Genomic DNA, 14,912 nt, shown 5'->3' on the forward strand with positions numbered 1-14,912 from the left:
TCATGAATTCTACTTGGGTTATCAAAGTGGGGTGTTTTTTCATTTTGAGTGGTGTTTTATTAAGCTGTACACCGCCTTCTGTGAGTTCAAGTGAATATGATTGGCACTTGCCTGAGGGGTTTCCAAGTCCATTAGTGCCTAAAGATAATCCGATGTCAGAAGCCAAAGTTGCCTTGGGAAAACAGTTGTTTTTTGATCTCAGGTTGTCGTTTAACCAATCCATGTCATGTGCGAGTTGTCATCAGCCAGAGTTCGCTTTTTCTGAACCTAAAAAAACGGCGGTGGGCGCAACTGGTCAAAATCACAGGCGCAATACTCAGTCTTTAGTGAACGTGGCTTATAACAGCAATCTGACATGGGCCCATTCTGGGTTGAATAAAATAGAACAGCAAATTCTTATTCCAATGTTTTCTGAAGACCCTATTGAATTAGGCATAACAGGTCACGAGAAAACAATTCTGCAACGATTTGTTACCCCTGATTATGCAAAGCTGTTTGAACATGCCTTTAATGATAGTGAAGTGAACTTTGACCGAATAGTAAAAGCTCTTGCCAGCTATGTTAGAAGCTTAACAAGCTTTGCCTCTGCATTTGATGAGTATGCTTATCAAAACAATGACAATGCTATGTCTGATGCAGCAAAAAGGGGCATGGAATTATTTTTCTCAGAAACATTTGAGTGTTTTCATTGTCATGGGGGATTCAACTTTACTCAGTCGAGTCAACACCAAAATCAAAGGTTAGATCTACGACCCTTTCATAACACTGGTTTATATAAGGTTGACGACCAAGGTGCTTACCCCGTCAACGACCAAGGTTTGATTGAAGTCACTCTACAACCCCAGGATATGGGCAAGTTCAGAGCCCCTACCTTGCGGAATGTGGAAGTGAGTGCACCCTACATGCATGATGGTAGTTTGGCTACATTAGGGGAGGTGATTGATTTTTATGCTGCAGGTGGCAGAGGGCAGGGAGTGACTAACCCTTTGAAAAGCCCGTTTTTGGCGGGTTTTGCGCTGCAACAACAACAAAAACAGGATCTCATTGCTTTTTTACAAAGCTTGACTGACTACCAGTTTTTAAATTCTAGTGTCAATATTCCGTCAGAATCCCCCTGACTGCTTAAAAACTAAGGAGTGCAAGGGTAAAAGAACTTTGGTATCTTCTTAAAAACATAGACTAAAATTAATTTAGCGCACTTTTTCAACGGAGAACAAAATGACCGAGAAGCCCTTTTTAGTAAGTGGTCGCAATACCCTAATTCATAAAATTCGGAAATTGGATTTACTTGTTGTTAATGGTGAAGACCATCCTCCTATTGTTGTTACCCATAAAGGCATTAAAGAATATGCTGGAAAAGTGCCTGAAAACAAACGTGAAGCAAAAAACCAAGATATGGAATTAGTCGATCTCACAAGCATTGATGTATTTGGTGAAGAAAAAATCTTGTTATTTGTGCAAACCATTAACGGTAAAGAATATAAAGTAGATTACAGCAAACATGGCACAAATTTGTTTATTAAAATTCATCAGGAAAACGCGTTTTAATTTAGTTGTACTGTTATTCACTTCAAAAGCCCTGTTCTTCAGGGCTTTTCTGTATTTACTTCTGTTACGTTAACGTACAATCTGAACGGTTGTTTAGCAACGGTCCGCGGACCACTTTTGGATTATGTTGTCACAGGAGAATGTAACAAAATAACTCACAATTCGATTAACTTATGATTAACAACGATAGTTTATCGCTTTAGATAGTAGGTTGGTCGCTTAGTCGCATTTAGCCGTGTTTAAGCTTTTTTAATCATCTTTAAATCACCTTGGCCTCTACATTAAGCATGAAGTTGCAATCATGCAGAATTAAATAAACAAAAGGTGAGACATTATGAAAAAGATCATTATTGGTAGCATTATTACAGCAGGGCTTCTTTTGGCTGGCAGTGCACAAGCTAGATATATCGACAAAAAAACCGAAGCAAATTTAGTCAAAATATGTGAGGCTATTAAAAGTAATAGTAAGATAAAACTTCATATTGCTATTAGAGACAGCGGTATTAACGCTAAAGCGGTGAGTAAAGGTTTAGTCTGTAATGGTTATGACCCAGTCACCTTCGCTATGGTAAACAAAGCCGAAAATACCGGTAAGTTCATGGCTCGTATGAGCAAAGTGGATTATGACGCTCTATTGGCAAAGTTATAGAGAATTAATATGATTTTCCAAAGTGAGTGACGTTATACCTATATTATTTCCATTGTAAATGGGTTGGCAGCGCTCACTGTTTTTCTAATGATTTATACCGCAAATTAGCGCTTTATTTTTTGTTACCACAATTTTAGAAAACCAAAAATTCCGTCCCTAATTAATCCGGTCTTAGACACACTGTGCGTTGTGTTCGTCCCTAAGCTAGCTTCCCAATTGAACTTTTTGATAGCGTCGTAATATCGGCAAGCTGCATTCGCAGTAGATCGATCATTTATAACTAAAAATACATATCAGGGAGTTTTTCATGGGAAAAATTACATTTAGAAAAAATTTAACGGCCTTAGCTGTGGTAGCGGCCCTCGGTTTTTCGGGAGCAGCATTCGCACTAGATACCGGTGGTTTAAAAATTCGAGTAACCGACGCTAACGGTAGCCCAGTATCTGGCGCTTCAGTATTAGTTAAAGCGCCAGATTCTTTAGCAAGTAAAGACGCTATTACAGATGCAGATGGATATGTAACACTTAGAGGCTTAGACGCGTCTAGCCAGTATACAGTTAGCATCAACGGCGCAAATATCCAGTCTTTTGAAGCTACAAACGTTAGAGTACAAACGGGTAAAAGCTTAAACCTTAGTTATGCTATTGGCAGTTCATCTTCTGATATGGAAAAAATCACTGTTTCCGGCAGATCTATGGCTGCAATTGATACCACTTCAGCTACAACAGGTTTAGATATTACTCTTGATATGACTGAGTCACTGCCAACAGGCCGTTCTTATCAGTCTTACCTACAATTGACTCCAGGTGTCAAACCAAGTACGGGTGGTAACCCTTCTTCTAAATCAGGTGTTAACTACTCTGATGCTGGCGGTACTGTAGGTGCTTCTACAGATAACGTTTATTATATCGATGGCGTAAACGTAACCGATAATGTTACTGGTACCTTTGGTGGTAACATCAACTCAGAAATCATCCAAGAACAACAAGTTATTACTGGTGGTTTAGATGCTAAATATGCTGGTGGTGGTGGTTTAGTGTCACGAGTGGTCACTAAGTCAGGTGGTAATGAATTCCATGGTTCTATCAACTATTACCTGCAAAACGATAGTTTAGTGGGTGACTACGATAACGAATCTCAAGCTGGTGGTGGGTTTTCAACTTTTGATACTGCTGTGACTCTAGGCGGTCCAATCATTAAAGACAAACTATGGTTTTTTGCTTCTTATCAAGTTAAAAATCGTGAAGATGATGTAACTAATGCTGATACTGGTGAATTTGCTCGGACAGTTGAAAATGAAAGTAAATTAGGTTTTGGTAAACTGACTTGGCAAGCCACTGAAAATGACCGTTTAGTACTGACCTATTTTAATGATCCTACTGACATTTCTGGTAGTGCCGAGTTTGACACATTATCAAACCGTGACCGCGCACGTACTCAAGGTGGAGACAATATTAAAATTGACTACACCCATACTTGGGATGATGTAGTAATTAATGCAGGTTTTATGAGTCATGAGTCAGAACTATCTGATTTAGCCAAAGATAAATCAACTCGAAATGATGTGGCTTATCTTGCTGACGCATCAACCACCACTCAAACAGATACAGATCTTGGTGGCTTGGGTTCAGATACCCTGAGATTCCGCAACAAAGAAAGTGCCTATGTTAATTTTGAATATTACCTAGACACTGATTTTGGTTTTCACACTATTGAAGGCGGTTATTCAGCTGAAACCAACGAAAACATCACTAACGAAGTGTATACCGGTGATGGTGCACAATATACGTCTATCTCTGCTGCAGATGCGGGTGTAACTTTTACTGACTATGCAACTAATCCTAGTTGGGTGGGGCTGAGAGATCTATCGGAAGATGATATTGATCGTATAGCTGCGGGTGCTGGCATCGATGCGGCCGATGTACCTGGAATTGTATTTGACAGTACCGCTGGTAATCCTACTGGTGATGTCAACGTCTATCGTATTATCCAGACTCAACAAGCTGAATCAAAACTTCAAACTGAAGGTCAAACGTTATATCTTCAAGATAAAATCATCATTGATGATCTAACTTTGAATATTGGTTTCCGTGCTGAAAAATGGGAACATATTGCTTCAACTGGCGCTACAATTTTCACCTTTGACTGGGATATTGCCCATCGTTTAAGTGCGGTTTATGACATTAATGGCGACGGTGATTCTAAAGTAACGGCTTTCGCTGGTCGTTATTATGATCCTATTCGTACCGACATGACGTCATTTGCTGGTAACTTAACTGGCTCAGTTCGTGAAGAGCAAGTGTTTGTAAACGGTGACTGGAGTACTTTCCGTACTCGTGGTGGTGTGGCTACACAAGATGCATTCTTTTCACCCACGACTAAAACACCTTACACAGACGAGATTTTGTTAGGGTATTCAAAAAACCTTTCTGAAAATACCAACCTTTCTGTAACTTATACAAATCGTAAAACTAGAGATATCATGGAAGACTACGATTTGGGTGTGTACACAGAAGGTGGTCAGCTAGATGGCTCTAGCCTAGCATTGCCATTGGCGTATTTTGGTTATACTGAAAACCCTGGTTCAAACTATGTAATCGGCACCCTTAAGGGTGGTAAACGTGATTATCAAGGTGTTGAAGTAACCTTTAGTAAATTACGTTCAGATAACTGGACCATGCGCGCGTCATATACCTATAACGATGCTCAAGGTAACACTAACTCTGATGGTAACGCTGACTTACAGGGTGACTTTTATTACTTAGATCCACGTGCGCCAAATATGTACGATGATCAACCAGGTAATATTGAACATTCTGCTCGAGTATTTGGTACTTATTACTTCGATAATGGCCTAGAAATTGGTGCGGTTTATAACTGGAACTCTGGTACTTTATATAACAAAGCAACAAACGTTTATGGTCGTTATTTGCCATTGCGTGAAACAGAATCTTATGACTTTGGTGGTTATGACGGTCTGTGGATTGCACCTGGTAACGTAGCGAGTCAAAAAACTCCAGCATACGGCACTTTAGATATGCGTGTTAAATACACCTATGACTTTAGTGAGGATTACTCAGCAGAATTCTTCCTTGACATATTTAACGTCTTAGATGATCAAGCGGTTCTTGAAGAAGAACAGTTTGTAGCGGGTAGTGGTTCATTTGCCTTCGGTGAAGCAAAAGATTGGGTTGAACCTCGTCGCTTCTACCTAGGTGCTAAATTCGTTTTCTAAATTTAAGTTAGAATAATTTAGTGAGATAAAACCAGTAGTGAATAGCTACTGGTTTTTTTATTTCTAAACTTCACAGCATTATAGGAAAGGTTAATTAGGTAATCTCATATTTGATTGTATATCTTATTAGCTACTTGTACGTTCGTAATGATACATCGCAGCTTGGTTAGGTTTAGCCACGTCATTTAAGGCCCATAAATTGGGATATCTTTTATTTTACCGAATTAGTTTATTTTCTAATTATGTCAAGATGTTACCTAATTAAAATATGGTGAAGTTCATCCCATCATCTGGATGATTCATCACATTTGGGTTTTAATTCAAACTCATAAACTTACACTAAGATAGTCGGAGTAGTGACCCGATGAATATATGTTTTACTAAATTTATAAACATGTATTGCTTCCTGAATTAAGCAAAGGCTGTTGCAATAATGCGCAGCCTTTTCTTCTTTTGAACAAAAATTGTAAAGCCTCAACTCCATTGATCCCAAATTACCGCATTTGGTCTCAGAAATGTTCATTGTTTATCCCTCAAAATGTATATTCTGTCCCACATAAATTCAGGAAAGATAAATATGTATCACTGCATAGTAATTGATGATGAAAACTTAGCGAGAGAGAGAATAACTAGCTTTGTTGAGGAGCAAGGAAATTGGCAGGTAGTGGGCCAAACTGGTGAATTTAAAGAAGCAGAAAGTTTACTCTTAAAACATCGGCCTGACGTATGTTTTATGGATATCAATATTATAGGTGGTAGTGGTATTGAGTTGGCCAGAAAGCTTGCTAAAAGTCTCGATTGTCATTGGGTGTTTACAACGGCTTCTAGTGAGTACGCGATTCAAGCATTCGATCTTGAGGCAACAGACTATTTACTTAAGCCATTTGAAAATAGTCGATTAGCTACTGTTTTACAAAAAGTGGAAAAGTTAAAGAGAAAAACTGTCAAACCAAGTAAAAGCATTTTAGCTGTGAAATCAGTAGGTGCGGTTGAATTTGTAAATGTGCAAGATATTATCTGGATAAAAGGTTCGGCAAATTATGTTGAACTGCACTGTGCAAACCGTATGTTGTTGCATAGAGAAACACTTTCTAAGTTAGAAATGCAGCTTAACCCAGAAAAGTTTATTCGGGTACACCGGTCAGCCATGGTCAATGTTGATAAAATTAATTCTTTGAGCAGTGAGTTAGGACGTTTTTCACTATTACATTTAAATAACGGTGATGAAGTTAAAATCGGACAGGGTCACAAAGCCTCACTTTTCGAGTTTTTAGGGGTTGATTCCTAATTTATGTACACTAAGTTGATAATGTAAGTGAATGACGCAGCAGAAAAATTTATAGCCAACAAAGATAAACCCTCGTTTTGGCTTTTACACTGTTTGGGGTGGATGACTTACGTGTTTATTTTCACTGTGGACAATGTATTTTTCTATCGTGACTTTAACAAACTTGGATTTGAAGTGTTTTTCCCTTTGGTGTTATCGGGGATCTTTGCAGCGCTCCTAACGTGGCCCTTAAGGTATATTTATCGGCAATGTTGGGGGTTAGCCTCAGGTTGGTTAATTGCCGCCATAACGCTTTGCAGTCTTATTGTTTCGGGTATTTGGACGCCGGTAAAAAACCTCGCAATGTGGTACTTCTACGAAGATTTTGATGTTTTATCTCTTATCGCAGGTAATCCCTCAGAAGGTTTTAGATGGTATATGTTGTTCATGTCAGCTAGTTATGCGTTTTTTATGATTTTTGTTTGGAGCACTTTGTATTTTGGTATCAATTACCATTTTCGATTGATCAATGAAAAGAAACTTTACATTGAGGCTGTTCGTTTATCCCATATTTCGCAAATTAAGATGTTGCGGTATCAGATTAATCCACATTTTCTATTTAACACCCTCAACGCTGTTTCGACCTTAGTGTTAAGAGGTAGCAAAGATAAAGCCAATGGCATGTTGATTCGCTTGTCTACTTTTTTGCGCTTTTCGTTAGACAATGATCCTGAAAAAAAGATCCGCTTGTATGAAGAGTTAAAAGCACTGATGCTGTATTTGGAAATCGAAAAGACCCGTTTCGATGACAGGCTTTCAGTAAAATTTGAAATCGAACCTGAAGCGGAAGCTTTACTTGTTCCGAGTTTGTTATTACAGCCCCTAGTCGAGAATTCTATTAAGTATGCTATTGCTCAGATGTCTAGTGGAGGCTTAATTGAGGTAACGGCTAAGTGTCAAGATGGTTATTTAAAGATGGAAGTCACTGACAACGGACCTAGTCAAGATAACGCTTTTTTGGATACATCAACAAGTGATAAAGGGCAAACAGCATCTGGCCACAAAGGCGTTGGCGTGCAGAATATTGTCGACCGCTTGAATGTTTTATATCCGAATAAGCACAGCTTTAACATTGTTCGTGGTCAAATAGCCGGTTATCGGGTACAAATCTCAATTCCAATGGAGTATTCATGTACCGTAAACTGACTGCCATTATCGTAGATGATGAACCTCTAGCAAGAGAAGGTCTTATGCTTAGGCTAGAGGGTGATACTAGGTTTGATGTAGTGGCACAATGCCCGTCTGCGCAACATGCGCTGCAAGCGATTGAACAATTTCACCCAGATATTGCTTTTGTAGATATCGAAATGCCAGGGTTAAGTGGACTTGAGTTGGCTGAGCAGTTGTCAAAGAATACCTCTCCTGTACCTAAAGTAGTCTTTGTGACTGCTTTTAGGGAATTTGCGCTGAATGCCTTTGAATTTCAGGCCTTTGATTATTTACTGAAACCTTTTTCAGATGACAGATTAGCGAGTTGTTTAAGGAAGTTAGTGGCGTCATTTTTTGATAGCGATCTAGTGCTTCAGCATCAAAAGCTTGATGAACTCCTTAGCCGTAAAACCGGCAACTCCATCGATGGATTTATTCGTAACTTAGAAGTAACAAGTGGTGGTTCTATGAGTGAACTGCAGCAAACGGTTTCAATGAAAAGTGGCTCAGAATGGCTCAGAGTGAAGCTTGATGATATTTCATGGATTGAAGCCGCTGGAGATTATATGTGTGTACATACTTTAGAAGGTACCCATATTATTCGTAAAACCCTTAAACAGTTTGAGCAAGAACTTGACCCCAGCCTTTTTCCTAGGGTGAATCGTTCGGCGATGATCAATTTGAGCAAATTGCAAAAATTAACCCCTAACTCGAATGGTGAATATTTAGCGCAATTAACATCTGGTGACAGTGTTAAGGTCAGTAGAAAATACAAATTTAAACTAGAAGAATTACGAGACAACAACGTACCTTGAGCGAAGTTGGCTGAACTTAACTGTTATTTCGGGATGCTAAATTATTCTGACATGAATGGTTGATAGAGGTAACCGAGTGCTAACTTTCATCACCGTGAATAAAGTGAATGGAACTGAATACTCAAGTCAGCGTCCGAAAACCTGCAATAATTTGCCAGCATAATTTAAATTAAGGAAAATAATGTCAAAAAAGTTCACCACATCGATAGTGTTTACAGCCTGCCTCAGTTTTGCAACTTTATCTGTTGCCAGCGACTTATCACCGTTTGATAATGCCGTAGCCTTATTCAAGTCTGGGCAAACAGAGCAGGCCATAGCTTTGTTTGAGAAACAAAAAGAAAATCCAAATGCTTTGGTGTATTTGGCCAAAATTTATATGGACATTGATTTAGATGAGGCTGAGGACTGGATTGAAAAAGCGCTAAGCCTCTCTTCAAAAGATGCAGAAACTTATTATATTCGTGGTGCAATAATGGGGCGTCAGGCTTCTGGCTCAATCTTTTCTGCGTTAAGTTATGCAGAAAAATCTGTGAACAGTTTTACTCAAGCAGTAGAGCTTGAACCAGACTCCATAAAATATCGAAATGGGCTGATGCAATTTCACACAAGTGCTCCTAGCATTGCTGGTGGCGACCTTGATATAGCCAAAGAGCAATTGGAAAAAATTAAACAACTTGATCCAAAGGCGGGTTTAGAAGCTGAGATAAACTACGAGTTATCTCAAGATAACGATGTCTTAGCTGAGAACCTTTTACAGCAAGCCAAACTGACTTATAAAGATTTACCTGACTTTTACTTTCAAGCGGGCATGTATCAACAGCGCAGTGAAAATTATCAAGCTGCCTTTGAAGAACTCAGCACCGCTATCGACAAAGAGGCTAAAACGGAAGAAAGTATCCTTGCAAAATACAATGCTTTGTACCAGCTAGGCAAAACCGCTGTTTTAGGTGAGAAAAATATTGTTGCTGGCATCGCGGCTTTGCAAGAATTTATCGATAAAGCGCCAGACTTAGATGGAATGTCGCCTAAACCTTGGGCTGAATTTCGTTTAGCTAATCTGATGGCTCTCAATTCCCAGAAGTCAGAGGCAAAGGTGATTTATTTGCGTTTGGCAGAAACAGATAATCAAGAGTTGTCTAAACAGGCCAAAAAGGCCGCGAAGAAGATTTAGCCCCTTAAAATAACCTGCCCATGGCTAATGTGCAGGTTAATTACCTATGTTAACGTCTATAAATTCAATCTTTATGGCATTGAGTCAAATACAAGCTTGAATTCTGTAATAATTACCTCAAGATCAAGTTCATCTATACTGACCAGTCTTTTAATCGTTCAGTTTACGTTTGAACAACACCTTTAAGGAACAATTTTGACCATTAAACTTGGCATAGTGATGGATCCTATTCAGGCCATCAATATCAAAAAAGATACCAGTTTTGCTATGTTGCTAGATGCGCAAAAGCGGGGCTATGAATTGTTTTATATGGAAATGGGCGACTTGTATTTGCAAAATGGTCAACCCATGGCGCGTATGGCGGCTTTGGCCGTTGAGCCTAGTGCTCAAAAATGGTTTACCTTAGGTGACGAATTGCATCAAAGTTTAGCTGAATTAGATGTGATTTTAATGCGTAAAGATCCTCCAGTGGACAATGAGTTTATCTATGCCACTCATATGTTTGAACTGGCGGAGCAAACTGGTACCTTAGTCGTCAACAGAGCGCAAAGTTTACGAGACTTTAACGAGAAGCTGTTTACGTCTTGGTTCCCTGATTTAGTGGCAGATACACTTGTTACTAGAGATTCCAAGTTAATTAGAGGGTTTCACCAAACGCATAAAGACATCATATGTAAACCCTTGGATGGTATGGGCGGCACGTCAATTTTTAGGGTCAAAGAAGACGGCAATAACCTTGGAGTGATTATTGAAACGCTTACTGAGTTAGGCACACGTTACGCTATGTTTCAGAAATTTTTACCCGAAATTAAAGACGGTGACAAACGTATCCTGATTGTTGATGGCCAAGTGGTTCCCTATGCCTTAGCAAGGTTACCCACTAAAGGTGAAACTCGCGGAAATTTGGCTGCGGGTGGCACAGGCAGACCCCAACCCTTATCAGAGTCTGATTTAAAAATTGCCGAAACTATTGCGCCATTGCTAGTAGAAAAAGGTCTGATGTTTGTTGGTTTAGATGTGATTGGTGATAGAGTCACAGAAATTAATGTGACGAGCCCCACCTGCGTGCGAGAGATTGAAGCGGCATACGACGTGAATATTACCGGTATGTTATTTGATGCCATTGAAAAGCGTCTAGGGGAAAATCGACTTGCTGCCGGCAAAGGAGCCTAATTTCTAAATGCAAAGTTTGCAGAATTATTTACTCATCGCGTCTCCGAGTATGGACGATCCGTATTTCGCCCGAACTGTCACTTATATTTGTGAACATAACGAACATGGCGCAATGGGGCTAATCATTAATCAGCCTGTTGGCATGAAGTTAAAAGATTTGGTTAAACAAGTTGATGATAAAGCCGAAGTCATTGACGAAAAAGCGGATGAGATCATCTTAGCGGGTGGTCCAGTTAGCCAAGACCGTGGTTTTATATTGCACAGCTCACAACCCGGTTGGGCTTCAAGTTTAACTATGACACCAGAAGTAATGGTGACTACCTCTAAAGACATCATCTCTTCATTGGGCAACCAAGACGCCCCAGCAAAATCTTTGATTATGTTGGGTTACGCCGGTTGGACTGCTGGGCAATTAGAAGAAGAAATCCAAACTAACTCTTGGTTGATGGTCGAAGCCGATTACGAGCTGTTATTCGAGACACCCATTCATAAAAAGTGGGAAACCGCAGTGCAGCGCTTAGGCATTGATGTGTGGCAGCTTGGTCCTGATATAGGTCATGCCTGATGAATCACTTATGACCAAACCAGGTGAACGCACCGTATTGGCTTTTGACTTTGGTACTAAAAGCATTGGTGTGGCAGTAGGGCAGGAGATAACAGGCACTGCTTCTCCACTCAATGCACTTAAAGCTGTAGATGGCATTCCTAATTGGGAATTAGTCGCTAAGTTGTTTGCCGAATGGTCTCCACAACTGGCGGTGGTGGGGTTGCCACTGAATATGGATGGCAGCAATCAACAAGTGACTTTTTCTGCCAAAAAATTCGCTAATCGCCTTAACGCCAAATACAAAGTCGCAGTTGAAACCTGTGATGAACGCCTTACAACAGTAGATGCTAAAGCCCGATTATTTGAACTGGGTGGCTTTAAGAAGCTTGATAAACAAAAAGTCGACAGTGTCTCGGCATGTCTGATTTTTGAAAGCTGGATTGAAAGTAGCTACGAGTGAATAGCTACGAGTTGGTCACCGAGCGATACGAGCTTAAAAATTTGAACCACAGAGGAAAAGGAGGGCACAGAGAAAAGCAAAACAAATGATAATTGGTTTACGCATTTACACCCATCTGTTCCTCTGTGTAGCGAAGCGCTCTGTGTTCTCTGTGGTAAACAAGCTTTTTAGGTTCTCATTTTTTATCTGCCTCTTTTTTTTATTTCTTGCCAGAGTGCTTCTGCTTCGGCGGTAAGCATAGCGTAGGTTTTAATATCACCCTTCCCCCAAATGGTTTGACACAGCTCCACAATAAGAATAAATTATTCTTATTGTTTTCTTGGGTTGAAATAAAAAATGAAGGTTGTTTCATTTGTCATTTTGGTGTTTTTCTGTGTTTTGAGCTTGCAATCTAGGGCGGCTGTAAATGACACCGAAGCCTATTATCTTTGTGCCCACAAATCCGAAGTGAACACCAGTTGGACCTTTGGTACTGCGCCAGCCTATTGTGATATCGAACCTTTTGGTGATCCTGACTTTGTACGTGACTATCTAGACGAGATTATATTTGATGCAGCCGAGCCTGTGTCTACTGAACGTGCACGTTACATGAACGAAATGAACGCTGTGATCACAGCTTCCGCCAAGTATTATTTGTCAATTCGTAAACCCAATGCCGAAACGGATGAGATCAACGCTTGGGTTTATGCCATTCAAGCCTTAGCCAATCAAGAAACCTTTTGGAGTCATTACCGAGATGCAGTGATTGATGGGCGACTGAAGATGATGCGAGGAGATTCTGGGCACGGTCATGGCATGATGCAAATCGATGACCGTTGGCACTTTGCACAAATCAATGAAGGTAAGGGTTGGCAAATTTTTGAAAACATGGTGTACGCCATGGAAATATTTTATGCCGAATGGCAAAACGCCGAGTCTGCTAGTTGTGTGAGCAGCAATAATTGGCTAGAAAGAACCCGTTCTGCTTACTCTGCTTACAATGGAGGGCCAAGTAAATTGTGTCGCTGGCACGACAACATCGCATGGCAAGATGAAGGTTTTGCCGACAAGTATGCGGCGCAGACGTGGCTTAACTATATTGCAGACCAGCATAAAACTTCTGTCATTGATGTGGAATGTTTAATGGAAGGTGTGGAGTTTTGTCTGCCTCAATATTCGCCTCCAGAGTATTCCTTACATAATCCCGAAAACCTATGGCAATACAATTTTGTAAAACTCACCAACGAGCAGACTTGCGTGTTGCAAGACGGGCAGTTTTATTGTGTTGAACAGCCTGAAAATGCCAGTTGTTTAAGTGCTAAATTCGATCGCATCTTGCTAGCTCAAGCAGTTATATTAGATGAGCAGCAGAGTCAGGCTTATGGGCAAACCCTGTACGAGAAACATCAGTGTTTAGGCTTTTTGGAAAACAGTTTTGTAGTAGGGCAAAGCATTCAAGCTGAAAAAGCGATTAATATTCGCGAAACGGCTGGAGGCACAGATACAGGTGCAAATACCGTGGTTGGCAAGGCCTATCAAATTTTAGATATAGTTGCAGGTACACCTGCCGATCAAAGCCGCTATTACCGTATCCGCTATGATGGTAGCAATGAAGGGTATATCTACGCAGGTGGAGTTTGGGACTTTGCTGATTGGGCATCACCGCTTGATCATGAAGATTTGCCAAGCAGTGCTCGGTATATTGCGATGCAAGGAGATAAGGTTTATATATCTCAAGCTGATGGAGTCTCGATTGCTGATAGACTAGGTGAAGGAGCGACTAGTCTAGGTAAATTGTCTACTGGCACTGAGGCCGAGGTATTGAACACAGTGGTAACAGGTAACGACAATCAAGTGTATTATCAAGTTAGCGCTAATGGATTAACTGGGTATTTATATGCAGGTAAATTGTTACCTGAGTCAACCCTTGCAAATTGGACGTCTTTTACTGCGCCAACTCCTGGTACACCCACAGTCCCCAGTGAGCCAACATCAAACTCGGGTGGGTCCTTGTACTATTTATTGTTGTCGGTGTTGTTGATATTTAGGCGGAAAAACAATGTATAAAATTGTGTTTATAGGGCTGTTCCTTATGGGGTTGGGCGCATTTATTTGGCAGCAACAACAAACGGAACTAGAACAAGCAGACGTTAATACGCCTGCTCAAGCCGTTGAATCACTACAAGCCGAGATTAAGAAAGAGGGAAATACCAATCTTGAGCTTCTTACTACACAGACTCCGCCAGTTGAACCTGAGTTTTATCAAACTCGAGAAAGCATAATGGCGAGCTTGGAAGCAGCACGATCTTGCCAGCAAACAGGATTATGCAAAGCGAATGAACAAGATCCTAGAGCGTCCATGTTTGAACAAGAAAAACGCCTAGTGGACAGTTTGCAATCCTTGCAAGACTTATATGCTGAATATCAGCACGAAGATCCCGTCTTAGCGAAAACCATTAATGAATTTATTAGCAGCCCTTTAGGACGAGTACAATTTAAAGCATTAGAAATGATGCATCAACAGGCGCCAAATAGTAACAATGCACACAGCCTAATAACCACTCTTGGCAATAGTTATGACAGTAAAGTGATGCAGTTAGCATTAAAAGAATTGCTCCGTTACCCGTCTTTATCTGAGCAGGTTGACGCTTTATTGATGAAAACGCTGCAAACCGGTAGCGTTTACGTTTCAAGAATTGTTGCTAAAGACATCACCCCTTATCTCAATGCCAACAACCTTGATGCCTACCAAGCTTTAGCTAACTCACTTCCTTCTCAGGCGGCTAAAACCAAGTTACTGCAATCTGCGATTAATGAATACCGACAATACTGAGTTAACTACTCTGTAACTATGTACAT

Annotated in this window: 13 protein-coding genes; all 13 read left to right on the forward strand. The window is 40.3% G+C overall.

The features are described from left to right. The first annotated feature begins 2 nt into the window (after window positions 1-2). The 13 genes from AAC000_RS09170 to AAC000_RS09230 all read left to right on the forward strand — a co-directional run bounded on the left by AAC000_RS09170 (window position 3) and on the right by AAC000_RS09230 (window position 14,886). Window positions 3-1,118 carry an MbnH family di-heme enzyme gene (locus AAC000_RS09170; RefSeq protein WP_339722023.1) on the forward strand — a complete coding sequence of 372 codons (1,116 nt, stop codon included), beginning with the start codon at window positions 3-5 and terminating at the stop codon, window positions 1,116-1,118. A gap of 100 nt (window positions 1,119-1,218) precedes the next feature. Next, entirely contained in the window at window positions 1,219-1,548 is a 330-nt protein-coding gene (locus AAC000_RS09175; protein ID WP_339722024.1) for a hypothetical protein, read from the forward strand. A gap of 334 nt (window positions 1,549-1,882) precedes the next feature. Next, a complete protein-coding gene (locus AAC000_RS09180; RefSeq protein ID WP_339722026.1) occupies window positions 1,883-2,197 on the forward strand; it encodes a DUF3718 domain-containing protein in 315 nt (104 codons plus the stop codon). Window positions 2,198-2,504: 307 nt separating this feature from the next. Next, window positions 2,505-5,432, forward strand: a complete 2,928-nt coding sequence (locus AAC000_RS09185) for a TonB-dependent receptor (RefSeq protein WP_339722028.1) — start codon at window positions 2,505-2,507, stop codon at window positions 5,430-5,432. A gap of 577 nt (window positions 5,433-6,009) precedes the next feature. Further along, window positions 6,010-6,720, forward strand: coding sequence for a LytTR family DNA-binding domain-containing protein (locus tag AAC000_RS09190; RefSeq protein ID WP_339722029.1), 711 nt, complete (start codon window positions 6,010-6,012; stop codon window positions 6,718-6,720). 27 nt (window positions 6,721-6,747) lie between these two features. Next, complete coding sequence (locus AAC000_RS09195) at window positions 6,748-7,905, forward strand: histidine kinase (RefSeq protein ID WP_339722031.1); 1,158 nt, start codon at window positions 6,748-6,750, stop codon at window positions 7,903-7,905. After that, entirely contained in the window at window positions 7,890-8,723 is an 834-nt protein-coding gene (locus AAC000_RS09200) for a LytTR family DNA-binding domain-containing protein (RefSeq protein WP_339722033.1), read from the forward strand. Before AAC000_RS09195 ends, AAC000_RS09200 begins: the two co-directional genes overlap by 16 nt. A 181-nt stretch (window positions 8,724-8,904) precedes the next feature. Then, window positions 8,905-9,894 carry a hypothetical protein gene (locus tag AAC000_RS09205; RefSeq protein WP_339722034.1) on the forward strand — a complete coding sequence of 330 codons (990 nt, stop codon included), beginning with the start codon at window positions 8,905-8,907 and terminating at the stop codon, window positions 9,892-9,894. Between the two features lie 195 nt (window positions 9,895-10,089). Next, on the forward strand, window positions 10,090-11,067 hold the full coding sequence (gene gshB / locus AAC000_RS09210; RefSeq protein ID WP_339722036.1) for a glutathione synthase: 978 nt from the start codon (window positions 10,090-10,092) through the stop codon (window positions 11,065-11,067). Window positions 11,068-11,074: 7 nt separating this feature from the next. Continuing rightward, window positions 11,075-11,632: a YqgE/AlgH family protein gene (locus tag AAC000_RS09215; RefSeq protein WP_339722038.1), complete on the forward strand. Its 558-nt coding sequence runs from the start codon at window positions 11,075-11,077 to the stop codon at window positions 11,630-11,632. 10 nt (window positions 11,633-11,642) lie between these two features. Continuing rightward, window positions 11,643-12,074 carry a Holliday junction resolvase RuvX gene (ruvX, locus tag AAC000_RS09220; RefSeq protein ID WP_339722040.1) on the forward strand — a complete coding sequence of 144 codons (432 nt, stop codon included), beginning with the start codon at window positions 11,643-11,645 and terminating at the stop codon, window positions 12,072-12,074. Window positions 12,075-12,410: 336 nt separating this feature from the next. Then, window positions 12,411-14,120 carry a hypothetical protein gene (locus AAC000_RS09225; protein WP_339722042.1) on the forward strand — a complete coding sequence of 570 codons (1,710 nt, stop codon included), beginning with the start codon at window positions 12,411-12,413 and terminating at the stop codon, window positions 14,118-14,120. Then, window positions 14,113-14,886 carry a hypothetical protein gene (locus AAC000_RS09230; protein WP_339722044.1) on the forward strand — a complete coding sequence of 258 codons (774 nt, stop codon included), beginning with the start codon at window positions 14,113-14,115 and terminating at the stop codon, window positions 14,884-14,886. Before AAC000_RS09225 ends, AAC000_RS09230 begins: the two co-directional genes overlap by 8 nt. The last annotated feature ends 26 nt before the right edge of the window (window positions 14,887-14,912 follow it).

The sequence above is a fragment of the uncultured Paraglaciecola sp. genome (assembly GCF_963977085.1).
Lineage (GTDB): Bacteria > Pseudomonadota > Gammaproteobacteria > Enterobacterales > Alteromonadaceae > Paraglaciecola.